Source organism: Candidatus Methanogranum gryphiswaldense, assembly GCA_019262145.1.
GTDB classification, from domain to species: domain Archaea; phylum Thermoplasmatota; class Thermoplasmata; order Methanomassiliicoccales; family Methanomethylophilaceae; genus Methanogranum; species Methanogranum gryphiswaldense.
On sequence record CP076745.1, the window covers coordinates 572,294 to 596,883 of the forward strand.

General features: G+C 39.1%; 33 protein-coding genes and 1 tRNA gene. 20 read left to right on the top strand and 14 right to left on the bottom strand.

Translation table 11 applies throughout. The annotated features are described in order from the left end of the window. Nucleotides 1–35 precede the first annotated feature (35 nt). Together KRP56_02950 and KRP56_02955 are read left to right on the top strand one after the other, a co-directional pair. Nucleotides 36–455 carry a hypothetical protein gene (locus KRP56_02950; protein ID UAL08220.1) on the top strand — a complete coding sequence of 140 codons (420 nt, stop codon included), beginning with the start codon at nucleotides 36–38 and terminating at the stop codon, nucleotides 453–455. Continuing rightward, on the top strand, nucleotides 455–679 hold the full coding sequence (locus KRP56_02955; protein UAL08221.1) for a hypothetical protein: 225 nt from the start codon (nucleotides 455–457) through the stop codon (nucleotides 677–679). The genes KRP56_02950 and KRP56_02955 overlap by 1 nt, the downstream gene beginning before the upstream one ends. 29 nt (nucleotides 680–708) lie before the next feature. Here KRP56_02955 and KRP56_02960 read toward each other — a convergent pair whose 3' ends face one another. Then, nucleotides 709–924, bottom strand: coding sequence for a hypothetical protein (locus KRP56_02960; protein ID UAL08222.1), 216 nt, complete (start codon nucleotides 922–924; stop codon nucleotides 709–711). A 185-nt stretch (nucleotides 925–1,109) separates the two neighbouring features. Further along, complete coding sequence (locus KRP56_02965) at nucleotides 1,110–1,337, bottom strand: YdbC family protein (protein ID UAL08223.1); 228 nt, start codon at nucleotides 1,335–1,337, stop codon at nucleotides 1,110–1,112. A 217-nt stretch (nucleotides 1,338–1,554) separates the two neighbouring features. Between KRP56_02965 and KRP56_02970 the strand changes: the two genes are divergently transcribed. Further along, complete coding sequence (locus tag KRP56_02970) at nucleotides 1,555–2,166, top strand: hypothetical protein (GenBank protein ID UAL08224.1); 612 nt, start codon at nucleotides 1,555–1,557, stop codon at nucleotides 2,164–2,166. Between the two features lie 300 nt (nucleotides 2,167–2,466). Then, the gene (locus KRP56_02975) at nucleotides 2,467–3,681 is read left to right on the top strand and encodes a hemolysin family protein (GenBank protein UAL08225.1); all 1,215 of its coding nucleotides are present in this window, start codon (nucleotides 2,467–2,469) and stop codon (nucleotides 3,679–3,681) included. Here the strand turns inward: KRP56_02975 and KRP56_02980 are convergent. After that, nucleotides 3,641–4,102 carry an exosome protein gene (locus KRP56_02980; protein UAL08226.1) on the bottom strand — a complete coding sequence of 154 codons (462 nt, stop codon included), beginning with the start codon at nucleotides 4,100–4,102 and terminating at the stop codon, nucleotides 3,641–3,643. The genes KRP56_02975 and KRP56_02980 overlap by 41 nt on opposite strands. Before the next feature lie 4 nt (nucleotides 4,103–4,106). Next, nucleotides 4,107–4,589, bottom strand: coding sequence for a hypothetical protein (locus tag KRP56_02985; GenBank protein ID UAL08227.1), 483 nt, complete (start codon nucleotides 4,587–4,589; stop codon nucleotides 4,107–4,109). Nucleotides 4,590–4,709: 120 nt separating this feature from the next. On the opposite strand from KRP56_02985, the gene KRP56_02990 reads away from it, so the two are divergent. Further along, a tRNA-Ile gene (locus KRP56_02990) sits at nucleotides 4,710–4,784 on the top strand. Nucleotides 4,785–5,223: 439 nt separating this feature from the next. Here the strand turns inward: KRP56_02990 and KRP56_02995 are convergent. After that, nucleotides 5,224–5,868, bottom strand: coding sequence for a hypothetical protein (locus KRP56_02995; GenBank protein ID UAL08228.1), 645 nt, complete (start codon nucleotides 5,866–5,868; stop codon nucleotides 5,224–5,226). Nucleotides 5,869–5,931: 63 nt separating this feature from the next. On the opposite strand from KRP56_02995, the gene KRP56_03000 reads away from it, so the two are divergent. Continuing rightward, nucleotides 5,932–6,579 (top strand): hypothetical protein, encoded by a 648-nt coding sequence (locus KRP56_03000; GenBank protein UAL08229.1) that lies wholly within the window; start codon nucleotides 5,932–5,934, stop codon nucleotides 6,577–6,579. A gap of 15 nt (nucleotides 6,580–6,594) precedes the next feature. Further along, the gene (locus tag KRP56_03005) at nucleotides 6,595–6,912 is read left to right on the top strand and encodes a hypothetical protein (GenBank protein ID UAL08230.1); all 318 of its coding nucleotides are present in this window, start codon (nucleotides 6,595–6,597) and stop codon (nucleotides 6,910–6,912) included. 676 nt (nucleotides 6,913–7,588) lie between these two features. On the opposite strand, the gene KRP56_03010 is transcribed toward KRP56_03005, so the two are convergent. Both KRP56_03010 and KRP56_03015 read right to left on the bottom strand, forming a co-directional pair. Beyond that, nucleotides 7,589–7,993: a hypothetical protein gene (locus KRP56_03010; protein ID UAL08231.1), complete on the bottom strand. Its 405-nt coding sequence runs from the start codon at nucleotides 7,991–7,993 to the stop codon at nucleotides 7,589–7,591. A gap of 834 nt (nucleotides 7,994–8,827) precedes the next feature. After that, a complete protein-coding gene (locus KRP56_03015; protein UAL08232.1) occupies nucleotides 8,828–9,322 on the bottom strand; it encodes a hypothetical protein in 495 nt (164 codons plus the stop codon). A gap of 103 nt (nucleotides 9,323–9,425) precedes the next feature. Between KRP56_03015 and KRP56_03020 the strand changes: the two genes are divergently transcribed. From KRP56_03020 to KRP56_03065, 10 genes are all read left to right on the top strand, one after another. Then, nucleotides 9,426–9,602, top strand: coding sequence for a hypothetical protein (locus tag KRP56_03020; GenBank protein UAL08233.1), 177 nt, complete (start codon nucleotides 9,426–9,428; stop codon nucleotides 9,600–9,602). A gap of 102 nt (nucleotides 9,603–9,704) precedes the next feature. Next, nucleotides 9,705–10,016, top strand: a complete 312-nt coding sequence (locus KRP56_03025) for a hypothetical protein (GenBank protein ID UAL08234.1) — start codon at nucleotides 9,705–9,707, stop codon at nucleotides 10,014–10,016. Next, nucleotides 10,006–10,353 (top strand): hypothetical protein, encoded by a 348-nt coding sequence (locus tag KRP56_03030; protein ID UAL08235.1) that lies wholly within the window; start codon nucleotides 10,006–10,008, stop codon nucleotides 10,351–10,353. The genes KRP56_03025 and KRP56_03030 overlap by 11 nt, the downstream gene beginning before the upstream one ends. 4 nt (nucleotides 10,354–10,357) lie before the next feature. Beyond that, nucleotides 10,358–10,564: a hypothetical protein gene (locus tag KRP56_03035; protein UAL08236.1), complete on the top strand. Its 207-nt coding sequence runs from the start codon at nucleotides 10,358–10,360 to the stop codon at nucleotides 10,562–10,564. Further along, entirely contained in the window at nucleotides 10,561–10,929 is a 369-nt protein-coding gene (locus KRP56_03040) for a hypothetical protein (GenBank protein UAL08237.1), read from the top strand. Before KRP56_03035 ends, KRP56_03040 begins: the two co-directional genes overlap by 4 nt. Before the next feature lie 25 nt (nucleotides 10,930–10,954). Next, on the top strand, nucleotides 10,955–11,152 hold the full coding sequence (locus KRP56_03045) for a ribbon-helix-helix domain-containing protein (GenBank protein ID UAL08238.1): 198 nt from the start codon (nucleotides 10,955–10,957) through the stop codon (nucleotides 11,150–11,152). Continuing rightward, nucleotides 11,149–11,430: a hypothetical protein gene (locus KRP56_03050; protein UAL08239.1), complete on the top strand. Its 282-nt coding sequence runs from the start codon at nucleotides 11,149–11,151 to the stop codon at nucleotides 11,428–11,430. Before KRP56_03045 ends, KRP56_03050 begins: the two co-directional genes overlap by 4 nt. Then, nucleotides 11,427–12,935, top strand: a complete 1,509-nt coding sequence (locus tag KRP56_03055) for a hypothetical protein (protein UAL08240.1) — start codon at nucleotides 11,427–11,429, stop codon at nucleotides 12,933–12,935. Before KRP56_03050 ends, KRP56_03055 begins: the two co-directional genes overlap by 4 nt. Nucleotides 12,936–13,018: 83 nt before the next feature. Beyond that, nucleotides 13,019–14,041, top strand: coding sequence for a site-specific integrase (locus tag KRP56_03060; protein ID UAL08241.1), 1,023 nt, complete (start codon nucleotides 13,019–13,021; stop codon nucleotides 14,039–14,041). A gap of 84 nt (nucleotides 14,042–14,125) precedes the next feature. After that, nucleotides 14,126–15,235 (top strand): ATP-binding protein, encoded by a 1,110-nt coding sequence (locus tag KRP56_03065; GenBank protein ID UAL08242.1) that lies wholly within the window; start codon nucleotides 14,126–14,128, stop codon nucleotides 15,233–15,235. Nucleotides 15,236–15,796: 561 nt separating this feature from the next. Here KRP56_03065 and KRP56_03070 read toward each other — a convergent pair. The 3 genes from KRP56_03070 to KRP56_03080 all read right to left on the bottom strand — a co-directional run bounded on the left by KRP56_03070 (nucleotide 15,797) and on the right by KRP56_03080 (nucleotide 16,815). After that, a complete protein-coding gene (locus KRP56_03070; GenBank protein ID UAL08243.1) occupies nucleotides 15,797–16,033 on the bottom strand; it encodes a hypothetical protein in 237 nt (78 codons plus the stop codon). Between the two features lie 192 nt (nucleotides 16,034–16,225). Then, nucleotides 16,226–16,435 (bottom strand): DUF2188 domain-containing protein, encoded by a 210-nt coding sequence (locus tag KRP56_03075; protein ID UAL08244.1) that lies wholly within the window; start codon nucleotides 16,433–16,435, stop codon nucleotides 16,226–16,228. 98 nt (nucleotides 16,436–16,533) lie between these two features. Continuing rightward, on the bottom strand, nucleotides 16,534–16,815 hold the full coding sequence (locus KRP56_03080) for a peptidyl-prolyl cis-trans isomerase (GenBank protein UAL08245.1): 282 nt from the start codon (nucleotides 16,813–16,815) through the stop codon (nucleotides 16,534–16,536). A gap of 119 nt (nucleotides 16,816–16,934) precedes the next feature. Between KRP56_03080 and KRP56_03085 the strand changes: the two genes are divergently transcribed. Further along, nucleotides 16,935–17,312, top strand: coding sequence for a hypothetical protein (locus KRP56_03085; protein UAL08246.1), 378 nt, complete (start codon nucleotides 16,935–16,937; stop codon nucleotides 17,310–17,312). A gap of 67 nt (nucleotides 17,313–17,379) precedes the next feature. Next, nucleotides 17,380–18,951 (top strand): GTPase domain-containing protein, encoded by a 1,572-nt coding sequence (locus tag KRP56_03090; protein ID UAL08247.1) that lies wholly within the window; start codon nucleotides 17,380–17,382, stop codon nucleotides 18,949–18,951. A gap of 3 nt (nucleotides 18,952–18,954) precedes the next feature. Here the strand turns inward: KRP56_03090 and KRP56_03095 are convergent, their stop codons facing one another. After that, entirely contained in the window at nucleotides 18,955–19,920 is a 966-nt protein-coding gene (locus tag KRP56_03095; GenBank protein ID UAL08248.1) for a pirin family protein, read from the bottom strand. A 136-nt stretch (nucleotides 19,921–20,056) separates the two neighbouring features. On the opposite strand from KRP56_03095, the gene KRP56_03100 reads away from it, so the two are divergent. After that, nucleotides 20,057–20,785, top strand: coding sequence for a pseudouridine synthase (locus KRP56_03100; GenBank protein ID UAL08249.1), 729 nt, complete (start codon nucleotides 20,057–20,059; stop codon nucleotides 20,783–20,785). Between the two features lie 99 nt (nucleotides 20,786–20,884). Here the strand turns inward: KRP56_03100 and KRP56_03105 are convergent, their stop codons facing one another. From KRP56_03105 to KRP56_03115, 3 genes are read right to left on the bottom strand one after another with little or no spacing between them, the layout of a single operon-like run. After that, a complete protein-coding gene (locus KRP56_03105; GenBank protein UAL08250.1) occupies nucleotides 20,885–22,489 on the bottom strand; it encodes an Hsp70 family protein in 1,605 nt (534 codons plus the stop codon). Next, complete coding sequence (locus KRP56_03110; GenBank protein ID UAL08251.1) at nucleotides 22,486–23,340, bottom strand: hypothetical protein; 855 nt, start codon at nucleotides 23,338–23,340, stop codon at nucleotides 22,486–22,488. The genes KRP56_03105 and KRP56_03110 overlap by 4 nt, the downstream gene beginning before the upstream one ends. Further along, nucleotides 23,337–24,590 (bottom strand): hypothetical protein, encoded by a 1,254-nt coding sequence (locus tag KRP56_03115; protein UAL08252.1) that lies wholly within the window; start codon nucleotides 24,588–24,590, stop codon nucleotides 23,337–23,339. Before KRP56_03115 ends, KRP56_03110 begins: the two co-directional genes overlap by 4 nt.

The following is a 24,590-nucleotide window of genomic DNA, read 5'->3' on the forward strand; positions in this document are numbered from 1 at the left end:
CCAAATATTTTATCATTGAAGTTTTAATTATCAGAATGTCATATTCGGGTGATAATATGACCGAACTCATACCTCTCTTGATGGACATGCTCAAGCGTCCAGAAACACACAAGGTGCTGTCCACAGTATCGCCTGAGGGCAAACCTCATTCCGTGATATGTGGCAGTTTGATTGTCACCGATCCATGCACTATTATGGTTGGTCAGGTGTATATGCATCAGACATCCGTCAATATAACAGCTAATCGTGATGTCGAGTTCCTTGTTTGGTCGGGGGCACAGGCGTATTCCATTCAAGCTACGCTCAGTTCCATTCTTACTGAGGGTCCAGAGATGGAAAAGATGGAACAGCTTCTTGGAAAGATGAATATGAAGCCACTCTCTGTCTTTGTCTTTACAGTGAACTCTGCGTACGATGAAGGGATAACGCCAAAGGCGGGAACAAAGGTACTTTGATGTTGGAGAAACAAAGGTCCAGGAACAATATGATAATGTTGTCCGGGGGGATACTGGCGACAATCGGATTGATCGCCATATTTATGGATTATAAAGTGGCAGGGATCTGTATTCTTGTTTTAGGTGTCGCAGTGTTGATGATATCCTATTCCGTGTCCACTTTCTTTTTCAGAATGGATATGAAGGAAACTTTCGAGAATACAAAGAAGAAAGATGATAAATAAGTGGTTTGGGAGTTGGACAAAGTCCAAACTCAGAATCTTCTGCGCCTGTCGCCGTGATCTTCTGGCTGGTGCTTCTTAAAGCAATCCTTGCAGTAGACTGGACGTCCCTGTGTGGGTTTAAAAGGTACTTCGCATTCCTGTCCGCAGTCGGAGCAGGTAGCTTTGAAAAATTCTTTGGGTTGATCCCTGTTGCTGCTACCGCTGCTGCTGTTCCTATATCCACCGCTTCCGCTTCCGTAGGCCATTTCTATTCCTCTATTATTTTATTGGTATTCCCAATATTCTGCCTAAACCAATCTAATGGATTCGGAGCAATATCTTGAATGCCTGTATTCTGGACAAGCGACTTAGTTTAAAAAGATTGCGGTACGACAAAGAGAAAGTGAATTTTTTAAATTTGGAGTAGGTTAAGAGGTTTTGTCTATCTGGCTCAAACATCTGATCTAGTTTCTAACGCTTTTTTCAGTTGGGAGACCTCTTCATTAGAGAGTGTAATGCCCTTCCCCATCTTTGTTCCGTCGGGAGACCATTCTCTGATATCGTATTTGGGTTCTCTGTCGTTCCAGCTAATAAGGTTGAGTTCTTTGGTCCATCCTTTAGATGATTCGGAGAGGACGGCGATCCTCTCGACGACCTCGTACTTGAATTCGACTGCCATGTTGCCATGCTCCTGCTGGACCAAATGTATGTCATTATTATATTTAAATAAAATTAGGAAGTAAATACAGTTCTTCGGAGGCTGCCCTGAATACGCAAAGATATTTTAACCCATCGATAAAATATACAACTGCCAATAAAAAATATTGGTTCTGGGTCATTTAAAATTAGTTGTTTCTACGAATAATATATATAACGCAAAAGTACGTACGGAGCCTATGTCATTCTTTGACAATCCCAAAAATTTCGGAACCGCAATGTTACTTGCGGGTTTGATAGCAGCGCTTGTATCGTTGATCGGAATAATATCAGAAGCTTTGTCCTCTGATGTAAGTGTAGGTCTTATAATCGTTGCGGTAGGAGCTTTGATATACGGTCTGATGATCGCAGCAATAGGACAGAAGATACGTGTAGGTGAGATATCCCAGAAGATCAAAATTCTTGGTAGTTTCATCGCCGTGGTCGGAGCAGGATTCATCGTTAAAGGATTCTTCTCAATGATTGGAGAGACCGTTGACAATGCTGATGATCTCGGTATCGCGGTTGTTGGATTCTTTGTTGCGTTGATTCTCGGTATAATTGCAATCTATATATCAAGGACCATAACAGACGGACAGACAACAACAATGGACAGAGTATTCTGGATTGTTCTTCTCGTCATATTCGTCATAATGATAATTGCAAGCCTTGTTGGAATATTCTCTATTTTAGATGGCGGAGCTATCGGAATATTGAATGCCGTTGCCAGCATTTGTAACGTAGTCGTATACGCTTCTTTGTTGGTTGTTCTTCTTTCTGACGATGTCAAGAAAGAGCTTGGAATGGCTTAAACAACTATCAAAATCTAAACTTTTTTCATTTTTTTTACTATTTTTTCGATGCTACAATCAAATAATATGGCAACAGTTCCAGATTAAGTTAATGAAGATCATTTGTCAAAAATCAAAGGTTCAAATAACCATCCACAATGATTATAACTACGTAGGCATTACATTCATTGTCAGGTTATTTGCTTGACAGTTGGATGAACCAAAAAATGGTCTATTGCATTGTTGACAGGTGTGCATGATATGGATCTGCTCGTACTTGCCATTATTATTTCGATGATTTTGTTAGTTTCCTTATCTGCTATGTTCTCGGCATCGGAGATCGCGTATTCAAGCTTGAATCAGATAAGATTAAAGAACATGGTAGCAGAAGGTGTCAAGAAGGCTGATGTGGCACTTGATAATTGGGAGCATTTCGATAAGATCCTCACAACAGTTCTAGTGGGTAATAACATTGTGAATATTGCTGCTTCCACGCTTTGTACAATGTTATTTGTGGCTCTATTTGGTGATGCATATGGTGTCCTGTTGGCTACGGCTTTCATGATCACAGTGTTATTGATATTTGGAGAGATAACGCCTAAAACACTTGCAAAAAGAAATCCTGAGAAATTTGCGATTAAGATCGCTAACATCATAAAGTTTACAGCTGTGGTCCTTTCACCAATGATATGGGCTTTCCTTGCGATAACTCGCTCTATGACTAAAAGGGGAGAAAAAAAGGATTCGCCAACACTTACCGAAGATGAGCTATATTTCATGATAGACGAGATCCAGGAGGAAGGAACCATTGAGAAGAGAGAGAGCGATCTTATCAAGTCTGCCATTCTCTTTGATGACATCATGGTCTCAGAGATATACACTCCGAGGGTAGACATTACGGCAGTGGACATCAGGACCGATGTCGAGGACATGAGGCGTCTTTTCATCGAATCTGAATATTCCAGGATACCTGTTTTTGATACGACGATCGATCGTATAATCGGGGTAGTGTATTCAAAGGACTTCTACTCTAGATACGTAAATGGTAAAGAATTCAAGCTGACGGACGTAATAAGACCTGTAAGATTTGTTCCGGAGAGCATGAGCATCGCGACCCTTTTGAACGATCTGCAGAGAAGCAAGCTTCATATGGCCGTTGTTCTGGATAACTATGGTGGCACTATGGGTATTGTCTGTTTAGAGGATATCCTTGAGGAGCTTGTCGGAGAGATATGGGACGAGAACGATGAGGTCAAGATACCTGTAACCAAGATGAATGATGGTTCGTATACGGTACTCGGTGAGGCCAATATGATCGATGCCATGCGTGAGATGGGATTGGAATTCAAACCTGAAGAAGGATTCTCAGGTAGTGTCAGTGGATTCATTCATCACAATTTGCAGAAGATACCTCATAAGGGAGATTCCATTGAATTAGACAATGTTACGATAGTGGTCAGCACCATGAAAAGTCGCAGGATAAAGGAAGCAAGGTTCATTCCGCGCAATTCGTTGGGCCGGATTGGTTCTGCTTGAATGTGGATAAGAATTCAATCAGATTCCTTGTTGCTATCTCTTTCTTTGCTGGATGAGAGGTAACCTTTCCTGTGATCGAGATGACATCTCCATGGTGTGCCATTGCGAATTCGCCTTGTACGGCCTTTTGCTTGTCCAGTCTAAGGTAGAACACGCACTCATCATCGATACGGTCGTCAATGTCAGCGATAACGGCCTCTATCAAAGTTGTTGGTAATTTGGAGAACAGCAAGATGAATTCCTTCTGTTTCTTGAGTTCTTCCTGCATGATGATCAAATGGTTGCCGTGTTCGCCATCGCATACCTCCACATCGAATTCGTCGTTGCCTATCAGGTTTGTCATGGTCTCGTGTATCAGATCTTCATTCTCAGTGGAGTAACAAAAGGTCTGTACTCTTAACCAGTGGAAGTTGCCTTGCATGATATCATGTATCCTGTTTCTCTTTTAAAACGATGTTTCTGGGTACTAGAGCTGCTATTGTTTCTGGATCTGCGGAGGAAAGCGTTATAACGTTTCTTCCCATCAGTTTGAACGATATCCCGCGTTCGTATCCGTGGCAGATATAGTTCTTGTACTTAACATTCTTCGATCCCCATCCACTGTAGTTTCTTATGACGTCAATATCGCCGGTTTTGTGGTCTATGACTTCGGTAAATTTCACTACCCTTTTTTTGACATATTTTATTGTTATCGTACTGTCATCAATGATGATATGAAGTCTCAGAAGGTAGAATAACAAAATAACAGCGGCGAATACGATGGTTGCAATGTAGAACATCCACATTTCCGTTCCGATGTTCATTTGAGTGCAAATGAGGATGAATATGTCGGATGCGATCAGTATTAGTAGAAGCATTTGGAATGCTATCTTCGATATCAGGAATTCGGTTTCCTCATATGCTGCCATGCAATCCTGGATGATGTAGGTGGTTATCTGTGTTTCGTTAATAGATGCTTTATGGCTAGTGTTCGAAGACACATTAAAGGTAAGGTTTATATTGTACATCCTTATTCGAGGGATAACTGAGGGCCCATAGCTTAGACCGGCTGGAGCGCCCGGCTGATAACCGGGAGGTCGTGCGTTCAAATCGCATTGGGCCCACTCATTTTGTTACCCAGATGTTCGTTTTTTTAACTGAATAGATTTCTTCATTGTTTTTGTTATATTTGGTTTTTATTATGCAATCTTTATTTCTCTTTTAAAGTTAACATGTTAACAATATTACTATATTTTTAATATATCTGGATGTATGATTTTTATTAGAATTAATTTGTTAACTTTGAGTTAACTTTTGAAACATTTTTGTTAACTTACATCTTCTTTTTGTTAATTTTCTTTTAATTTAGTATCGTATCTAATAGATATGAAATAGAATACCCTAATTATTTATTAAACTCGAGATCAAAAATAATTTACACTGTGCTGTGATTTTTTAGATTTAGTTGATAGGTAAATCCAATTAAAAAAGTAATTTTTTTTTGAGATAGAGATTTTGAAAGCAATCAAAATAGCATCATTTTATTTTTGTATTAGCTTATTTTTACGAAGGGGTTAATATTCTTCCATATGCGGTGCAAATATGTTCTTTTTTACAATCACATTTCCAAATATGTATTTCTGAAAATATTTTTTCGGGAGATGTTATTTCAAATTCTATTTTATTTTTACGATGTGAATATGGACAACTGAATTCTACGTTCAGAATTACTCCCAGTTCTTCAGTTTGCGATTCGTTATTGTTTGTAGATTTTAATGATGGTTTTAGATCATAAGGTAATTTACAATGATTAGCGACAATCAAAGAAATGGTTTCCGATATTTTAAGAAATTTTATATCTTCTTTTACAAGTGCATTATGTAAATCGTTGTGGTCTCTAATCAGTAATGAAAATTTTTTTATTGTGTCTGTGTAGACTAGTGTGGGTACTTGATAAATTATTACAGTAGGTTTTGGTTTTTTTACAAGAATGCCTTTTTGTTCTAATGATTTAAAAGCTTCTTTCATTTTCTTATATTTATGTGTTGGTATTGATTGAAGGAGATCATTTTCTGAAATTTCTTTTCCACCTCCAATTCCTGCAGAGACCAATCTGCGGAAGACTAGCCACTCATAGTTACTATATTTGGTGAGGCAATCTATTTCCCCATTCGTGATGTCTGGCCACCATTTTCTTATCTCGAGCATTCAATAACATTATATATTTTACTTATATATAGATATCTCATTACAATGAGTTGTCTAATCACAATGACTAAATATAGTATATGTGATATTAGCGGTGCAGAGGCAACAGAAATGAGGACCCCTCAAGAGATAGTAATGACTATCGCATATTCATTGAAAGATGGGAAGAAGGGAGATGAATATTCGGTAGCAGACATATCGAAAAGTACACAACTTCACTACATGACGACAAGCGATTACTTGAGTCTTATAGAGTATATCCAAGAGAATATACCAAAAATAAATAAAATTGATTCAAGGGGCAAAGCTAGAATCGTCATAATAAATGAAATGGAATCAGACTATTCTCAAAAGGAGAAAATAATGCTAACTATGTTTGATAAGGCGGCATTCAGTAAAGATTCGGCACTTGTTATAAAAAATGCAGAAGACTGCATAGATGCCGCCATATCTGAAAAATTAGTACTTGAGTCCATAAAGGGAAGATATTACCTTACAACTAACGGCATAATGGAAGCTGCGAAATTTGCGGAAAAGAGAGCAGAAAAAATGATGGATTTGAGTGTAAAATCTAAAAAAGAATGCCTAAATTATGAATTAGAAGATAAAGAAGAAGTGTGGCATAAGTGCAATGACTGTTTAGAAAATGGCTACAAACAAACAGGAATTACAGATACAATACGCTGTCTTCCATCTTCTCTTGCAGCTTAATAGTGGGGGATTAGGATGGAAAATATAGAAGAAAAAAAACAACAAATAAAGAAGGGAAGATCTCAGTCGTTCTCTAAGGTATATGCAACCAATGTATTAGTCTCGGAAACTGACTCAGATGTCAGATTGTATGGATTTAATGAAATTCTAAATATAGACGATACAGAAAAAGTAGCGATAAGCGATGGAGAATTGATATTAACATTCTCTGCGACAATTCTCCTTTACGAACAATTGAAAAAGATAGTAGAAAAATGGAATGAAACAGATAAGAAAGTGGAAATTTCAGAAGTTAGAAGAGCAACATTAGAGAATTTATTGAAAGATTTCTGAACTATATCTTAAACCCTTTAAAATTCGTAATTATTTTATTTCTTCTTGTTGATTCTGTTAAAGGTCTGAGAGAAGAACAGAGTATAAGATTTCTCTGCTCATCAATTCTATTGGTCATAATAATTTTTATTTAGGATTGTATGGCTGATCTCCAGACGAATCAGGATGTTTTCGACGTTAGTCATCAGGAGTTCGAAATTCTGTCACTTTTCTTTGATAGCTTTAGATAGCTAATATTTAAAATGGATGTCGTCGAAAGGGATTCTAGATCTAGTTTGTAAAATAGCAAAATTTCTAAAGAATCGTAACAATCCTAATGCAATCGGACATTCTTCCTTTGTGCGGTCGTCCGCTATATGGATTTAATCCAATATTATGCCCATCTCTGGAGATAGATATACATTGATATTTTTGGGAGGATTCTTCTTTTCGTAGGCAGTCTCTTTTCTCCGGATATAATGTTATCGTTTCCTCATCGTATTATTTCGGTTCTCATTTAAACTATGTCCTATTTCTTAGGTCATGCGATATTATCGGCCCGGCCGGAATATACGACGCACACATGATGCGCATGCGCGCAGTGGCTTCTCTGCATATATGCCGATAATATCTGGGCATTATCGCTGTTTTATCGGTGTGATATCGGGGGTTTATCGACCTTAAAATGGGTCTTAATTCAGGTGGTTTCTTGTATCTTTTGATCCTGTTTCGACAGGTTGATGGCATCGTTCACGGCGTTCTCTATATCTTCAGAACTGCTTTCCTCTATCTCGGCCTTCTTAGGCAGCTGGTATCTGAAGGATATCCCTTTGAACAATGATTCTAGGTCTTGATCTCTGATTAGATCCAATTTCTCCGGCGGTAGGTATTTCCAAAGGACAGCAGCGATCTTTATCGAATCGGCCACTATATCCGGTTTGGAACGTCCGTCCACAATGTGGATGAAGTCGATTATAACGATCGTCTCCGACGGCAGAAGATAAGCCCTCGTCTTGGCCGGTTCTTTATGTTCGATATCTTGAGAGTGCTCTGTCTCTTTGTCGTGTGCATTGTTCTTGGGATCCTCTGATCTTGTGGCCATATCAATGTCCTCATAATTGGTTTAGATCGTTACCGCCATGCGGTTTAGTTGTATCGATGATCGACATAACGGTAATTGTGGTCGTTTTGATCATAATATACCTATACAATATCGTGATTGATTTTTGATTTATAATCTATATGAAATCTTAGATTTTCTTTTAAAATTTGGTTGTCGGCGGATATACCGTGTATAGGTGCATGTACGCGTAATGTAGGAAAGTTTCGTTTTTCGAAACATATACGCAACTTTTATGAAACTTTTTTAAGAGTCCCAATATCATTTAAGCATCAGATATTTTGATATGCTGGGTATCTTTTTGTTTTTCCCATCTCAAATTAAAAGAATAACTATCAACGAAACTTAATTGAACATGAAAATTAGGATATATTGACATCCATTTATGATAACAGATCTCTGATTCTGTTAGCGACATACATTTAGAATATGATTCGAAATGTCGGTCGGCGATTATATCACGTATGGGCGCATATACGTGTAATATAGGAAGTGTCGAAAAATCGACATTTTCCGACATTTTATCGACATTTTTATGTTGATTGATTTAAACACGTGGTTTAGTAAAAATACTATGCTGGGTATGATGTTAATAATCTTTATTCTTTATTAATTTCATTGTTTGAACCGAGATAAATTCGCTATCGTACATAAATTAATTAAATTGCTTCTGGGTATTTATGATTTTAATCATATTCATATTTTTAAAATTATCAATGACAGGATTGGATTCGAATAAAAATATTGGATTAAGTTTCATTACATTAATAATTCCCTAAAAATTCTTGCTATATTTTTTCAGTATGGTAATCAGAATTAGTCACATTTAATGTCTTTAACATGAGGGATTTCTCCATCATAAATACAAGGCGTAGGATAGGGATACTCTAAATCATCTATTTCTGTTCTAAATATTATGTATTCACTTAATGCATAAATTGCAAAATTTCTTACAGTTGTGTTGTCAGTATTTCCAAATAAAGGCAGGTCGAACGATCCATCATAAGCATATTCACACATTACAAAAATCTCTGTTAAAAATCCGTCTGGAATTCTAATCTGAATACTACATCCTGAACAAACATCTAATTTAGCCCGTTCACACATTTTCTCGATGTATAATCTTAAGTCGTGGCCTGGTCCTCCGCAATACTCTATATTAAACTTATCATTTAAAAATCTTAAAGCACATAAGAAAAAGTCAGGAACATTTGAGAACATACCCCTATCTTCGATGTACCGCTCAATCCACGCAACATATGAAGCGGGAACCGTAAATGCCCGTTTAACGGTTTTTGTGGAATTACGCATAATCTGAAATCTCTTTTTCAGATATTATACCATCTAAAAAAATGTTTATAAATTGTCTATTTAGACGAAATTATTTTATACAATATTGTCGCTTTAGACAATTATGGAAGATAAACGGATTTGTCCGAAATTTACTGAAAAAGAGATGTTGCAAATCGACACTATGGTTAAATCAGGATATGGTCGGTGTCGTACAGATTTTGTTCGTAAAGCAACTATTATTTTTATTGAAAAAACGACTGAAAATACAGTTTCTTTAAAAAAGGAGAAGGGAGCCTAAATTCATATAACATTTAGACCAAAAAAGTCTGTTAAATGAGATAGCCAGATATAAATAAAAAATACAACAAAAACTAGATTGAAATTAGTAGGAGATAAATAAATGAAACCATCACAAGTTGATACAGTCATTAGTACCTGGTTAAATCTGGGTGTAGCCAATAATTGTTCTATATCCACACTTAGTAGAGTAACTCCAGTGGATATTGCAGTATATTGCACTAAGAATAACCACCCAATGAAACCGAACAAGGCCATGAAGATCCTAAGGGAGTTGGGATTCGATGTCCTTAATGATAGGATTTTCGGGAATGACTCGGATTTCGAGGAACGTCTGATCAAGACTATCAGGATGTTCGGTACTGATGCACAAATAAACCATTATTTAGAAGGAAGTGAAAAAAATGATAGTTGAAAACATAGTAAGTTCAGAATCTGAAAAAATCTGTAATGAAAAAGAGAGGACAAAAATCGTTAATCTAAAGATAGACCAATCCAAAGTAAAGATGTTCATAGCGATAATGGATGGATTCAGCAAGTGTCACAATGTGAGTTTTGACGATACTATTCGGAATGAGAAAGTAGCAAACGAGATTGAGAAAGAGATAGAGGTCCTCGTCTCCAAATATTCAGTTGTTAGGAAGATGGATCCCAAGATTATACCGCAATTCATTGAACAGATCTATCCGGATCTCAAAGAGAAGATCATATCGATATCTGTTAAAGAAGAATCTGTTGGAACAGGTTGGTGATATTATGGCAAAGATAGAGATAGAGATACCCGACGATATGCTGGCACAGGCTAAATGGTATGTGGAGAACATGGACGATTATTACGATGATTTGAACGATTTCTTCATGACGGCCATAGAGAGCAATTTGGACATGTGCAACGACGAGACGATAGCGGTCAAAAAACCGTTCAAGAACTGTTTCTACGTTAGAGGAATGGTGGGAATATGATCGCTGGAGATCAGGCCTTAGATACTCTTTTTGAAGAGAGGATCAACAGGATCATGGACGAGACGGATCTCGATATGGAAGATTCGGACGAGAGGACAGAGATAGTGAAAAGATTGGCCAATAAACTTTTAACAAAATGTCAGCCAGATGCAGCCCCGGGAACATGGGGGGCCGATCAATTCTATCAGTTCATGGAGGAAGAGGTCGGTAATATGGCCTATCACGTTCTTGGCAGTTTGTACGAATCATTATGTTGGCATTTGGTCGCCGAATACGATGATGGACGCGAGGATAATGAACCGTTCCACGATATGGCCATAATGATACGCGTTCCGAACGTCGAACAGTGCCGCAGGATGTTCTAAGGATAAGGGAAAGGGGTGTCGATAGATGGAAGGCAAGAAGAATGGAGGTCTGAAGGTAATATCGGCAAAGGTCCCGGTAAGAACATACGATGAGTTGGAAAAAACGGCCGCAGCCCTGGAGATCAACAAGAACGAATTGATCAACAGGGCTGTCAGGCTCTACTTGATGTCATGCTCACAAGCGATCGAGGCGGTCAAACCAATTAACACGAGGAAGTTATGACAGAATACTTTACGAACCCTAAGGATAAATTCTTTTTCGAGAAAGTAAACCCGTTAAGATACACCCAGTCATACAACGGTTCGTTTACTCCCGATGGCAAGATAATAAGACTTAGGCCAATGCTAGTTCATGTTAGATCGGACGATTCTTATTTTTGGGCACCGTGTGAAGGGTGCGGAAAGGAAGGAAGAGACCTAAAGAGGATCGTCAAAGCGAACGGTTCAAGGATCCAATATCTTTGTTCCGAGTGCAGGATCAAGGGGAGAGGGAATCAATGATCCATCCGTCCGATGGGAGGGCGGTCTACGAGTTCGAAGAAGTGGACGGCATCGTTAATTTTGTAGAATCGCAAACGATATCGTGCGAACATACGCCGATAAGTAGAATACCGAAAGATAGAACGGACGTATGGGATTATTATTCTGCACACTGTTGGAAATTGCCGGCAAAGATCAATCCGCATCAAGATTGGAGTGGCATTTACATCAACCATGAGAATCCAGAAATGATACTTGGGTGGATCTCCGAAATAACAGGAAAGATCCTAAGGTTATTGGATAGAAGCATGTATTTCAAGGACGAAAGGCACCCTGCCCTTATCGTCAATTTCATTTTCAATACTTATCTCAAGGATGCTTTCGATTATGCGCCTCGCATAATCCTCACCGGCGGAACGGATTCGGGAAAATCCAGATTGCTAGAGATATTAGGGGAATTGAGTTATCACGGATTCCTCATTGTCAGGCCGACATTCGCCATAATGTTCAGAATGATTGATGCCTATAATACGACCCCAATAATCGACGAGGCCCAGAGATTGAGGGAAGATGCACGCAGGGATCTTGAGGACATATTTCTAAGCGGAACGCAAAAGGATGCAATGATACCTAGATGCAATAACAATTCATTGAAACCTGAGACTTTCAAGGTATATTCTCCGCTAGTAATGAGCAATAAAGCAGGAACATTTACAGCTGAGGATATCGAAAATAGGGGATTCAGGATCAATCTGATACCAAATAGGATCAAAAAAATAGATCCCCTTCTGGATAAGGACGGATTCTTGGAGATCCGTACTGAACTGTACTCATTGCGTGCACTCTACAAGATGCATCCGGAATGTTTCGGATTGAAGGATCTTATAAAAGAGGCGATACACGAACTTACAGAGACCGATGATCAGGGGAACATGATCACAGATTTCATAAGGACCGATGGGGAAAGAGGCCGTCTAAAAAACAGATCGTTGCAGATAGCCATAACATATTACACCCTTTCAAAATTAACAGGCACGGAATCCGATATACTTTCATTGCTGACAGAGGAAGACAGGAACAACATGGAAAGGAACAAGGATACCAAAGAAGGTGCGGTATTCCGTGCGTACATCCAATGCTGTAAGGACAAATCAGAAGATTATCCCCTTTACGGATATCTTGATATCATGACGTCCGTCAGCTCCAAAGAGATCCAAGAAAAATACAATTTGAATCTCTTGGAATCCGGAAATCAAAAGACCACTTTGGACCAGATAACCGCCAATAGCGTGTCCAGGACAATGAAGGACATAAGCCTTGAGATGTCCTATGATGCTGGAAAGGGAAGAGGTGGCCACAGGAACGGTGTCAAGATCGTCAAAAATCTTGACGAATACATCTACATGAACGAGGACCGTTACGCCACCGAGATAGAATCTGAAATTTTAAGGGATCTCCACAGTAGAAGATCATTGAAAAAGTTAACTTCAAAGTTAACAGATAATGAGAAGTTAGCCGAAAGTTAACATATTGAACAAAATACAATCCAGATGTGTTAAAAATACGATAAAATGGTAACTTGTTAACTTTTACAGAGGGGAGAGAAAGAATGACCAGTAGAAAGCCTTCGGACACGGCAGAGATCAAGGATTACAATGTCGATCTTCGCAGGGTAAGATTAGGTGCTAGGCCATTCAAAGCAGGGATACGCTATTATGAAGTAAAGAAACAGGCATATCTTACAGACACTACGATCGAAGAGAATGTCAGGAAGCTTTACTATTTTGCCGATGTATTCAAGGACCTCAAAGCTCAGGGATTGGCCAAGACCACTGATCCCAGACACATAGGGGAATCAGAGATCGAGGCGTTCATGATTTTCATGAAGAAGAGAAAATTACAGAACTCGACCAAGAAAAAATACATGAGCATGTTGGATAGTTATTTGGGATTCTGGGAGAATCATATAATCCTGAACATGAAGAAACAGAACAAGTTCGTTTCAATGTCTAAAGGGGGATCTCACATACCAACATACATCGATGAGGACGATCTTCGTACGATTTTCGGGCATATTGAGAATTATCCAGGATATAACGGAATTATAATTCGTGGATTTTTTTCATTGATCTTCGGTATCGCCGGAAGGCCTAAGGAGATTATAGGGGCGTTGACATCGGATATGGAGATAGAGAATGAGCAGTTTTATATTAGGCATCCTAAGGGAGAAGATTCATGGGGAATGCGTGAATGGATCTCCATTACAAGGAAGGACATGATACCAAAATTGGAAAGGTTTTTGGAAGAAAGGAAGGCCCATCTTGAGAGTATAGGATGTCAATCTGATTTCTTGTTTGTTAATCCAAGGACAGGTCAGCCATTTTCACTTAAGACCATAAGAGTGATAAAAGAGAATATTGAGAATGAACTGGATATAGATTTTAAACTCAAGGAATTCAGATCCTCATATGCTACTATTACGTACAAGCATAACAAGGGAATGAAGGATGCGATCAGTAAGCAGCTTAGACATCTTCAGCCAAGTACAACCGATAAATATTACATAGCCTACGAGAGGAAGCAAGCATCAAAAGAATTATCGGATGAATGGAAAAAATCTAAAATAGAATAATTGTAACCCATCAAATTAGGTTATTTATGTTACTGTTTGGGCTATATTAAATAATTGAAATGACGATTGGAATGAGATTTCAATATGACAGATGATATCGATTTTACCAGTTATTTTAAAAGGCCTTTAGAGTCAATTACTGATTCAGATGTCTCTGAATTTGTAAATAATTTTTCGGAAGGTCTTAATATCGAATACAAATCTATTGAAATATTAAAAAAGCCCTCAGAATTGTCCAATACAATTTCTGCATTCGCAAATTCTTCTGGAGGGATGTTATTTATTGGTGTTTCAGAGCCTGGTGAAGGTAATGATAAAAAAGAAAGAAAAATCGAATATACTAGTAACAAGACGCATAGTAAAGATTGGCTTTCTCAAAGTATTGTTGACAAGGTACAGCCAATTGTTAGAGGCATCAGAGTTTTACAGATATTTGACGTTAGTAAAGAAAAATGGTTTTTTTTGATATGTGTACCAAAAAGTGAAAATATACCACACATGACAAATAATAGGTATTACCATAGAATTGAAGCAAGATCAGTACCAATGGAACACTATCATGTTTCAAATTGTTTTAATATGGTACAAAAACCAGTATTAATACCTTGTTTTTCTGTTAATAAAAAAGATAATGGTGATATGGAAGTAACATTTAAAATTTCAAATGAAGGAAAAGCCATTTGTAAATGGCCATTTGCAAAAGTTGAATTTTTTGGTACTTTAATACATACTAATTCGTTGACTAAGTTTAATAATGAATTTGGGTTGAGAGCTGATAGAAATCCACCATATATGCAATTATGTACGGGTAATATGGTTTTGTACCCTGAAACAACTCAAGACGAGTTTAGAATTACGCTTTTTAAATCATCGTACGTGCTTGTAAGAACAACATTAGCTGGTGAAAATTCGCCTTCTAAAGTTTATTTTTCATGTATTGATTCGATGCGCATTCCATTTGGTAAAGGACTTATTTCGGTCGAACAGCCTAGACTAAAAATATTTCAAATATATGATGTAAAAGAATTAGAAAAGGAATATGGACTTTTATCTAAAGATTCAAAAACAATAGATTCATTTTGTGAAATTTATTTTACTGGTACCATTCAAAGTAATTTATTTGCGGATTTGTCAACTGAAAAGAAAGAATTACTCAAAAAGATGATGCTAGATCAATTTGGTATAAAAAAATAATTTTAATTTTATCTGTTTTCATTATATATTTTAAAAAAGTTGTTTTGATTGTTTAACTTAAATAATGTATAAATTTGATTAATAATAAGTTTTTTTTTGATTATTGGATTAATTTTAAAAGATAGTTATTAGAGTTATTTTTTTTCTATCTGGCTTTTGTTTTGTTCAATGTGCATTGGGCCCACCATTCCCAACTGGATAACTTCATTTTTGACGGTTTGGTGGCAGTGATTTGCAGCTGACTTTTCGATATTAAATTCAGATTTAAACTGGAAGAGTTTGATCCTTAAGGACAACGACGAAAGCAAGTGTGTTGTATGAGCCGATCTTTTGTTTTTTTGACAATGGGCCTGCAATACATTGCTTTTCTAATGTCATTATTGTCATAAAATCAGTTTTAATGTTAAATTCGATCACATCTTAATAAAGGTTCATTTATTATGATTATTTCAGCTAGTTGATCCATCATAAAATAAAGAACCATCTTTAAAGAATTCGCACTAAAACAATAATGCATTTCAATCAGGTTCAAGATATCATTCATTGATTATTCAGAACCAGTCAAGGAAATAGTTCATTCTTTTTTCTTTCATCGTCTTTATCGTTATTCTCTTTTTTTGTGAGTGTCAGAGAAGTATCGCATCCAGTCATTTTGACATCAGAAATGAAGTAACCTTGTTTAATGTAATCATTGGCAGCAGACATCAATTGGTCCTTTGATCCGTATGCCCTTACATTCTTCTTTCTTCCCAAAATATTTTTTTTCGGCTCGACCAATGTAAGTAAATAATCCGCCATAGGTGTCCTCCTCACTTTTTGAAGTTGCCCATCTACGTCAAGTGTCGTTGAACCGTTTCATTACGATAGCTACGTCATATATAAATGTGACTTCATCAAATAAGTCGTTAATTAATCAAAAAGTTGGATGGTGGTCATAAAATATGATTTATGTTACATATGAGTGAATATGTAAATTATCAGTCATGACAGTTACTTCTTCTGATATTTTCCATCTTTTTTATGCGGGACCACGCGTGAACCTTCGTTATTTTTCTTCAAGGTTTTGACATGATCCTCGGCTTCAGCTTTTGTTTTGAAAAGTTTTGTTGCCCTTGAAGCGCCTTCCGCCTTTATTTGCCACATTCCGTCATCAGAACGTTTTGTTATGTGCCATATTTTGGGTCCTTTGGTATCGTTCATTTTGTCCTCAAAGTAGGTTGGTGTTTAGAATCGTTGTCTTAGTTAATAAGTAAGTGGTTTAGATGACGGCAGATATAACCTCAATATAGGGTCATCATTTATTTCTGGTCTTTTACAAGAATGAGATGCCATCCGAAGTCCGTTTTGACAGGTCCAACGAGATCTCCTTTTTTTGCATTGAAAGCTGCGGTCTCAAAAGGTGCGACCATCTGTCCGCGGCCGAACCATCCCAGATCCCCACCTTTTTTACCTGAAGGGCATTTTGATTTGCTCTTTGCCAGATCCTCAAATTTGGCACCGCCTTCAATTTGTGTTTTTAGGTCTTTAGCTTCTTTTTCAGTTGCCACGAGTATGTGTGCGCAATTAACCTGTTTTACCATAGCAGGCGTACGGCATCATTATCATAAAATGTTTATGCTGAGCAAGGTTGAACGGAGTAAAATTTTCAACCGTAGATTTTTACATACAAACTTTGCTTGTATATTGTTGGAGAGTGCAAATGGGAGAGATGTCAGAAGATAGGATACGGAGTTTCATAACAAATCCAAATGCCTTATCGATCACTGGTCCGAGAAGGGTGTCCAAAAGCGATTTGATCGATCTGGTACGTGATGTTCTGTGTGATGTGTACCCTGGTATCAATATAATCTTCGTTGAGGGAACTATGGATATAAGCATTATTTCTAAGGATGGTATGAGTGCCATACTTTCAAAGGAACCATTTGTTTCTGAGGTTATGGATAGTATAAGATCAGTGCTTTCTGATAGAGTTTTATTGTTCTATGTACAGGAGTTGTGCCATCAGGTTCCTGTATGTGTCAAGGGTTTTCATGGGTCGGAGGGCTGTTCTTTGTCATATAAACATCAAAGTCGGTAATATTATGTTGTTGGATTGAAAAATTGTTATATCTGATGATGTCAATACACTACTGGGATGGGGATCCATGAATAAGTTCAACATGAAACTTTTCGCAGTGCCATTTGCGATCACCGCAGTATACATGACATTATGTCTTGTCTGCACTATCACTTCAATACAAGAGAATTCGGTCTTTGATTTTTGTCTGTTCGATCCGATGAAGGTAGGTACATTGGGCGTAGCAAATGCATATGTCAGCCTTTCTGATATATTCCCAGAAGCTGTTTGGAATGCCTTTGCAGAATTGCCGAACGCTCTTCTGGATCTTATTGACGGAGTGATGGGCGATTATGTGAAGAGAGCTGATATGGCAGTCGCGTTCACCATCATCGGATTCATTCTTGTGATTGCAGGCATGTTGTCAAAGGTTGCTAGAAACTGTCAGAAGAAGGACGATTCCCGTGAGTTCATGTTCACAACCCGTCCTCATGCGGTCCTTAAGGCAGCGGCGATGCCATGGGATATCTTCCCCGCAATGTATTCACACAAATACGTCCCTGTAATAGTGCCGATCTTCTTCTTGCCATTCATCATATTGTTTGCTTTGTTTTCGATGATAATCATACTTGTAATATTCCTTATCGAAAAGGCTGTCGTCGGCGTTATGGCCAAATCAGCGTATAACAAGGATAAGAAAGAATATGATGCGCTCACTCAGTACGCAGTCTGTCCCAAATGTAAGAGGAAATATTATCAGCCCAATGTAAAGTGTAAATGCGGTCTGGTCTTTGAATATCCTGTTCCAGGTGTTTATGGTATAAAAGAACATTATTGTGTCAAAGGACATGCTGTACCATGCAACAACAATAATGGGGCCAGATCCAAATTGAATATGGTATGTCCTTACTGTAACGGAGAGATAAAGACCCATGAAGCTAGACCTATTGTGTTCTCAATGGTGGGTGCTGAGGGTTCTGGAAAGACCACTTTGATTGTATCTGCGGCAGAGACAGTGTGCGATGCGGCAAAGAAGAAGGGATTATATGCCGACACATCAAAAGGGATCTCTCCTGCAGTTCAAGGATCAAAAGATGCGGTGGCACCTACAATCATGGGCGAATTGGATTCTGAATGTTTATTCGTCTGGTCCAGAGAAATACATGATAGAGAATTGGTTTTCAATGACATCTCTGGTAAGGAGTTTGAACCCACGGACGATAGGTCTCTTTTCCAGGAGTACTACAAATACAGCGATGGTTTCATTTTCGCCATCGATCCGTTAGCCGTCATAGCGTTCTACAATTCGAACTCGACTTTCAAAAGCAATAAGACCACGGTGACAAGCACATTGGAATCTTTTTACCAGATCTACACGTTGATCAATGGGTATGGTCCCTCCGTTAGGTCGGCTGTCCCTATGGCTGTTGTATTGACGAAGATGGACAATCCTCGTGTGAGTTCTGCTGTGAATGCAGAAGGTTCTCCTGAGGCGTTCCTGGAGAAGTATGGTCAGGAGAATTTTGTCAAGATCGTCAAATCTACGTTCGATAATGTAAAATATTTCTCTGTCGCGTCGTTGGGTAGCAATTCCAATGCGATCGAGCCATTCAAATGGGTGATCGATCAGAAGGATGAGGATTTCAAAAAGATACTCTGACGGTCATGGGCGTTCTTCCCTTCCGTCAGCATATCGAATGAATCTACCAGTATCTTTGGGTTGAGCTTTGTCGATCACATCCCAAGGCCAATCCTCGTACTGCTTCCTTCTGATCTCATCGAGGGCATCCCTGACATCTTTGTCGTTCTTTAGGATCACAGGGCCGAAGGTTGTCTGTTTTTCATTGATAGGCTCGCCCTCAAGTAGCCAAAGAACAGCATTGGATACGCCGTTGGTGAATGTGACATCTTGATCTCCAGGTAGTTTGAATCTCATATTGGACGAGAATGTGGATTTCTCAATCTTTATGCCGGATCCTGATACAGCATAAAGATTTCTGTTAATTTTTGAAGAAACTGCCGGAATGGTCATGCTTCTTCCTGCATCGATGGAGATCCTCAAGATCCTTACATGATGGGATTCATCTGCTGCCCATGAATCTTTATTCGGTATGATTGCTTTCTTCCCGTTGAATTCTCCGGCTATGATCTTTATTGAATAATCTTCATTTTCTATAACTGGAACATTTTCTGACCAGATATTGTTCAATGTAGTATCCTTGTTCTTTTTATCCATTGGGAGATTCATCATGATCTGTGTGATATCATTTGGATTCCTTTTTTCCGAAGAAGTAAGAGGATACATCTCACAGTGTTGGTATCTGCTGCTAGCTGTCAACCACTGGACATCTCCAAAGCCATATCTTCCCTGATTGCCTAGATTATCGAAGTGATCGACATATCCCTTTTCAGGGATCGTTATTGTTTCATATCCCCAATGTGCATGTGCAGGAAATCCCGGTACGACCTTTCCATGGTACATTCTGAAACCAAATCTCATGTCATAATCTCTTCCTAGGTCTCTGCCAGCTATTTCTGATAGAGGAGGTGCTTGTTGAGAATTCCCTTCTGGATAGTCATCTTCATGATGCGAAACAAAAGTGAACGGGTCTTCTACGTCCCAATGCATGCCGATCGGCTTGCTTAAAATGATCTGGCCTTGATTTTTCTTTTTGAAGATAGACATGTCGTACCGACGGCCTATATGTTCTCTCTGGTTTTAATATTCGTTATCGGTTTATATTGAGAACTGTTACACTATCAATATGGAAGAGATACAGGGAAATGAAGGCACCCGTCTCAATAAATTCATAAGCGAAGCAGGAGTAGCATCCAGAAGAGCATCTGACAGGCTTATAGAGGATGGGCATGTTACGATCGATGGAAGAAAGGCCGTCCTAGGTGACAAGGTGTTTCCAGACTCAGTTGTGTGTGTAGACGGTAAACAGATATCCAGAGAAGAAGAGGACATCATACTTGCATTCTATAAGCCAGTAGGCATAACATGTACCTCCAATCCAGAGGATAAAAATAATGTCATCGACTACATAGGATATCATAAACGCATCTATTCCATCGGAAGACTTGATAAGGATTCTGAAGGTCTTTTGTTGTTGACCAACAACGGTGAACTTGCTGATGGCATCATGCGTTCTCGTGCTGAGCACGAGAAGGAATATCTTGTGGAGGTCAGCAAAGATATAACGCCCGCATTTCTAAAGGGGATGTCAGAAGGTGTACCTATTATTGAGGGGAAGGTCACAAAGAAATGTTTTGTCGAACAGACAGGACCAAGGGAATTTAGGATAATACTGAGACAGGGACTCAATAGACAAATACGTCGCATGTGTGATTATTTTGGATATGATGTTGTCAGACTTGTACGTGTAAGGATCATGAACATAACGACAAAGGGTCTTAAAGAAGGAAGACACAGGAATATTTCTAAGATCGAACGTGATGAGTTGTACGATCAACTCGGTTTAAAAAAGTAATTTTGGATGATCATTTCACTGCGTATTCATTTTTGCAATACCAGTAGATCTTTTAATTAAAATAAAAATTGAAATGCGGGAATGACCCCGCTAAAATATTTAGACCGCGTGGGTAACTTTGTCCATCAATCCCTGTGCCTGGTTGACTTCGGCATCGGACATCTGGAGTTTGTTCTGGAGCTGATACTCTGTGTGCACGTCAAGGCAGTCAACGTATGCTATGAGGATTCCTTCATCGGTTGCGACGAATTTCACTGTGATGGGTGTATCCCTTGTAACATTCTCGGGTAGTTCCATCTCGAAATCTCCTACAGGGTATCCCTCGATAAGATCTACTTTTTTGCCTTCTTCCTTGTTGTAGGCACCGTTCTCATAGATTTCGACCTTTATCGAGGTCTGGTTGTCTTCTTGTGGGTAGTAGGTGTTGATCTGCACTATTGGCAGTACCTCGTTCCTGAAGATTATGTTAGAGATCTTCTCAGAATCATCATCGTATGTGACTTTGATTCCGAAGGATTTACTCAGTACGTTGTGAACCGAGATCTCTCCTGCGACAATTGGTGCTTCAATTACCTTTCCAGAGTTGTCAAGCTTTGGTTCTGCTACTTTGGAGGTACCGTCGGCTCCCCATGCTGCAGATTTTGCGAACATTGCTGCTCCTTTGGCTACAGATTGGTCTGGATCGAAGATCTTGACGTCAGCGGTGGGATATTTCTTTGTGATACCGTTCTTTACTTGGGGCATCCTTGAGGATCCTCCGACCAGAAGTACGGTGTCAATATCCTTTATCGTGAATTTCTTAGAGGTCAGGGTTTTCTCAATGATGTCCAATGTGGTCTGCATCAGAGGTGCACTGGCATTCTCGAATTCTTCGCGGGTTATGGTGTAGACTACCTTTTTTCCGCCTACATTGAGCGTTCCTTTTGTGGATTCCGCTGTGGACAGTCTCTTCTTGATCGTTTCTGAGTCCAGGACAAGTGATTGTTTTACTTCATCATCTTCATCGAGTTCGTATTCTTCTACGCCTGCATCGGTCATGACCTTTTGTTTGATCAGTTTTGTAATGATCGCATCCCAGTCCTTTCCTCCAAGAAGTCTTTCTCCATCGGTTGAGACCGCAGTAAAAGATTGTCCCTCGATCTCGAGGACGGTCACATCAAAGGTTCCTCCTCCAAGGTCATAGACAAGGACTCTTTTCTTGGAACCGTCCGATCCCAATCCAAATGAGATCGCTGCTGCGGTAGGTTCGTTGATGAGCGTTACTTCTTCCAATCCAGCGACCTTTCCTGCTGTCTTCGTGGCATCTCTTTCTTTCTGTCCGAAGTACGCAGGGCAGCCGATGACCGCTTTTTTGATGTCGCAGCCGTGGTTGTCGTTAAAGTCGTTGATCATTTTTTTGAGAATGGAAGCAGATAATGTGACTGGTGTGTATTTCTCGCCATCAATATCAACTTCATAGTCAGTTCCTATGTGTCTTTTGATGGCCGATATTGTCCTCTCAGGGGCATACATCATGGACATGTCCTTTGCAGGAGATCCTATTATGATCTCTCCGTTGTCATTGAACAGGATTACCGATGGTGTGGTGTCTTCTTGTTCAAAATTCTTTTCTACGATTGGCTCGCCGTTCTCATCGATGTAAGCAAGACATGAATATGTCGTTCCAAGGTCGATTCCGATTAAATATTTCTCTGCCATTTTCATTCCTCTTTGTTGTTTGATCTTTCTGATTGGTTGTTCGTGGTGAATTTATATATCTTCACTTTTTCTTTGAAAAGTATACGTCCGTTGAATTCGTATTCATAGGACAGTCTTTCTGCTATGGTGCCGTTAAGTGTCTCGTCATCGGTTGGCACAACATCGATGATTCTCTGATGAATCGTGTTTAGTCTCTCACAGTCGAATTTCCCGATGTGCACACCCGCATCAATAAGGATATTTTCCATATCCGTGCTGTAGGCGGTAAATGAATCCAGGATGTCCTTGGGACTGAATTTATCGAGTTTCTTTTCCATGTCGGAGCAGAGTTTGAAGAAATCCTCTCTCATGATACACATCTGTTCCAGCATGTTCATGAATTTTCTATTGGCGATCTCTGTGTCTCTCTTTGCCACGGCATCCATATAGTTCTTGTGTTGTTCTTTAGATGTAATGCATTCGCTGTTCTCAGTTCTGAATTGAGCTATATCCCTTCTTAGTGCTTCTATTTCTTCTTCGATGGTAGGTGCGTTCACTTTGACATCTTGTGTCGGTAGAGGTTCTTCACTTTGAATGATTGTAGGCTCTTTTTTCTCTTCTGCTGTTACAACAGGTTCGTGGTCTGCAACCATGGGTTTGGATTCTGTCTCGATAGGTTCCTTGACCTTTTCTTGAACAGGTTCTGACCTTACTATGTCCTCGATGAGCACTTCATTTCTTTCTGTTTCTTCCTGAACAACAACCGTATTCTCGGTCGGGGCTCTCTCATTCACATCTTCTTTGCCATCGTTCTCTATCGAACCAGTGGTCAGAAGGTTCTTGAGCATTTTTGTGGGGGTCTTTTTCTTAGAGCTCATTTTGTCTCCTCCGAGTTGTTGTTAAGAAGCCATATGAAAGGGTCCTCCACTCTGATGGGGGAGACACCTCTGGTCAACATGCTTCCTACAGGATTGCTTCCAAGTGATGAAACGGCGAAGTAACAGTGCTTTTCGAATTCTTTTACGTTCTGTGTGAATTCGTTGGACACTGCTCTGCGTAAGTATTCCTCAACTTCTGCACTTATCTGTTCGAAGTTTGAACGGTCATATTTTCCGCGTTCGCGTTCAATGTTCAATGAGGAATTGAGTCCAAACAAGATCTTTTCTTCTTCTTCATCTTCAGGTGATTTCATCAATACATCACTTTTGGTCAATGCGACCGCAAGAGGTATCTGAATCTTGTCCCTTGTCTTGGATTTGTTGCTGGCACGGATTATGTTCGAGATGTTCGCAAGCATCTCAGATACATTAGGTCCGATAGCAGGTTTGTTCTCTACGTGTATCCTTTTGTTTATGTAAGGGATCTGCAGAGGGTCCACAAGGAATACTATTCCAGATGCACGGGATATGAACGAGTTGAGATTCAGTCCCATGATCTTGCTTGTGGAACAAAGGTCCTCACCTGCTGTGTCGAAAAATGCCAGAGTGTATACCTTAGGTCTGTCGCCTTCGATGAATCTCAGGTAATAGATCATAGGTTCTCTGGCATCGGTACTTTCTTCGAATGAGGGTGTGGGTGCTAGTTTCCTTCCGTCTTCGAATAATCTCTTGTAATATGTATCACGATAGATCAACGAGGTATTGTCCGTAGCAGCGCTCATTGTTGCTCCGAATTCTTGTGTGAAGGAGTTCTTGAGTTGATTTATGAGAACGGCTATGTAGTGGCTTTTTCCGACTCCTTTAGGTCCAAGCATCACAAACACTGTGCTTCCTTCATCTTCCGCACCTTGAGGGATAGGATTATGGCATATTGGACACAGTCTCTTGTAAGCTGATCTGTTGCATATATCACATACACCAGATGAATTCCTGACGATGTGATGGTCCGTAGTTACTGCATCAGATCCCATCGGGTCCTTACCTAGGAATATTGTCTTCTCAACATCTATCTCTTCATCATCTTTTCCGCAACTGTATTTTTTTGCATCAGTTGTTGAAAGGTTCCTCAGGAATTGTTTTGTACATGAGGGGTTGGTGCATTGATAGTGTATGCTTTTCAGATTTATTGAATTGAAACAGAACGGGCAGATATAACCATGGTCCTGATTGTCAGATGTTTTCTTTCCCAT

Bases quoted from the DNA above. Each gene is read 5' to 3' on its own strand.
- KRP56_03080 (UAL08245.1), bottom strand. From the start codon at position 16,815: ATGGTAAAACAGGTTAATTGCGCACACATACTCGTGGCAACTGAAAAA.
- KRP56_03075 (UAL08244.1), bottom strand. From the start codon at position 16,435: ATGAACGATACCAAAGGACCCAAAATATGGCACATAACAAAACGTTCT.
- KRP56_03010 (UAL08231.1), bottom strand. From the start codon at position 7,993: ATGGCCACAAGATCAGAGGATCCCAAGAACAATGCACACGACAAAGAG.
- KRP56_02950 (UAL08220.1), top strand. From the start codon at position 36: ATGTCATATTCGGGTGATAATATGACCGAACTCATACCTCTCTTGATG.
- KRP56_02955 (UAL08221.1), top strand. From the start codon at position 455: ATGTTGGAGAAACAAAGGTCCAGGAACAATATGATAATGTTGTCCGGG.
- KRP56_03055 (UAL08240.1), top strand. From the start codon at position 11,427: ATGATCCATCCGTCCGATGGGAGGGCGGTCTACGAGTTCGAAGAAGTG.
- KRP56_03000 (UAL08229.1), top strand. From the start codon at position 5,932: ATGACTAAATATAGTATATGTGATATTAGCGGTGCAGAGGCAACAGAA.
- KRP56_03015 (UAL08232.1), bottom strand. From the start codon at position 9,322: ATGCGTAATTCCACAAAAACCGTTAAACGGGCATTTACGGTTCCCGCT.
- KRP56_03035 (UAL08236.1), top strand. From the start codon at position 10,358: ATGGCAAAGATAGAGATAGAGATACCCGACGATATGCTGGCACAGGCT.
- KRP56_03040 (UAL08237.1), top strand. From the start codon at position 10,561: ATGATCGCTGGAGATCAGGCCTTAGATACTCTTTTTGAAGAGAGGATC.
- KRP56_02985 (UAL08227.1), bottom strand. From the start codon at position 4,589: ATGGCAGCATATGAGGAAACCGAATTCCTGATATCGAAGATAGCATTC.
- KRP56_03020 (UAL08233.1), top strand. From the start codon at position 9,426: ATGGAAGATAAACGGATTTGTCCGAAATTTACTGAAAAAGAGATGTTG.
- KRP56_03090 (UAL08247.1), top strand. From the start codon at position 17,380: ATGAATAAGTTCAACATGAAACTTTTCGCAGTGCCATTTGCGATCACC.
- KRP56_03065 (UAL08242.1), top strand. From the start codon at position 14,126: ATGACAGATGATATCGATTTTACCAGTTATTTTAAAAGGCCTTTAGAG.
- KRP56_03030 (UAL08235.1), top strand. From the start codon at position 10,006: ATGATAGTTGAAAACATAGTAAGTTCAGAATCTGAAAAAATCTGTAAT.
- KRP56_02995 (UAL08228.1), bottom strand. From the start codon at position 5,868: ATGCTCGAGATAAGAAAATGGTGGCCAGACATCACGAATGGGGAAATA.
- KRP56_03005 (UAL08230.1), top strand. From the start codon at position 6,595: ATGGAAAATATAGAAGAAAAAAAACAACAAATAAAGAAGGGAAGATCT.
- KRP56_03110 (UAL08251.1), bottom strand. From the start codon at position 23,340: ATGAGCTCTAAGAAAAAGACCCCCACAAAAATGCTCAAGAACCTTCTG.
- KRP56_02965 (UAL08223.1), bottom strand. From the start codon at position 1,337: ATGGCAGTCGAATTCAAGTACGAGGTCGTCGAGAGGATCGCCGTCCTC.
- KRP56_03095 (UAL08248.1), bottom strand. From the start codon at position 19,920: ATGCATTGGGACGTAGAAGACCCGTTCACTTTTGTTTCGCATCATGAA.
- KRP56_02980 (UAL08226.1), bottom strand. From the start codon at position 4,102: ATGCAAGGCAACTTCCACTGGTTAAGAGTACAGACCTTTTGTTACTCC.
- KRP56_03060 (UAL08241.1), top strand. From the start codon at position 13,019: ATGACCAGTAGAAAGCCTTCGGACACGGCAGAGATCAAGGATTACAAT.
- KRP56_03085 (UAL08246.1), top strand. From the start codon at position 16,935: ATGGGAGAGATGTCAGAAGATAGGATACGGAGTTTCATAACAAATCCA.
- KRP56_03025 (UAL08234.1), top strand. From the start codon at position 9,705: ATGAAACCATCACAAGTTGATACAGTCATTAGTACCTGGTTAAATCTG.
- KRP56_02970 (UAL08224.1), top strand. From the start codon at position 1,555: ATGTCATTCTTTGACAATCCCAAAAATTTCGGAACCGCAATGTTACTT.
- KRP56_02975 (UAL08225.1), top strand. From the start codon at position 2,467: ATGTTCTCGGCATCGGAGATCGCGTATTCAAGCTTGAATCAGATAAGA.
- KRP56_03115 (UAL08252.1), bottom strand. From the start codon at position 24,590: ATGGGAAAGAAAACATCTGACAATCAGGACCATGGTTATATCTGCCCG.
- KRP56_03100 (UAL08249.1), top strand. From the start codon at position 20,057: ATGGAAGAGATACAGGGAAATGAAGGCACCCGTCTCAATAAATTCATA.
- KRP56_02960 (UAL08222.1), bottom strand. From the start codon at position 924: ATGGCCTACGGAAGCGGAAGCGGTGGATATAGGAACAGCAGCAGCGGT.
- KRP56_03045 (UAL08238.1), top strand. From the start codon at position 10,955: ATGGAAGGCAAGAAGAATGGAGGTCTGAAGGTAATATCGGCAAAGGTC.
- KRP56_03050 (UAL08239.1), top strand. From the start codon at position 11,149: ATGACAGAATACTTTACGAACCCTAAGGATAAATTCTTTTTCGAGAAA.
- KRP56_03105 (UAL08250.1), bottom strand. From the start codon at position 22,489: ATGAAAATGGCAGAGAAATATTTAATCGGAATCGACCTTGGAACGACA.
- KRP56_03070 (UAL08243.1), bottom strand. From the start codon at position 16,033: ATGGCGGATTATTTACTTACATTGGTCGAGCCGAAAAAAAATATTTTG.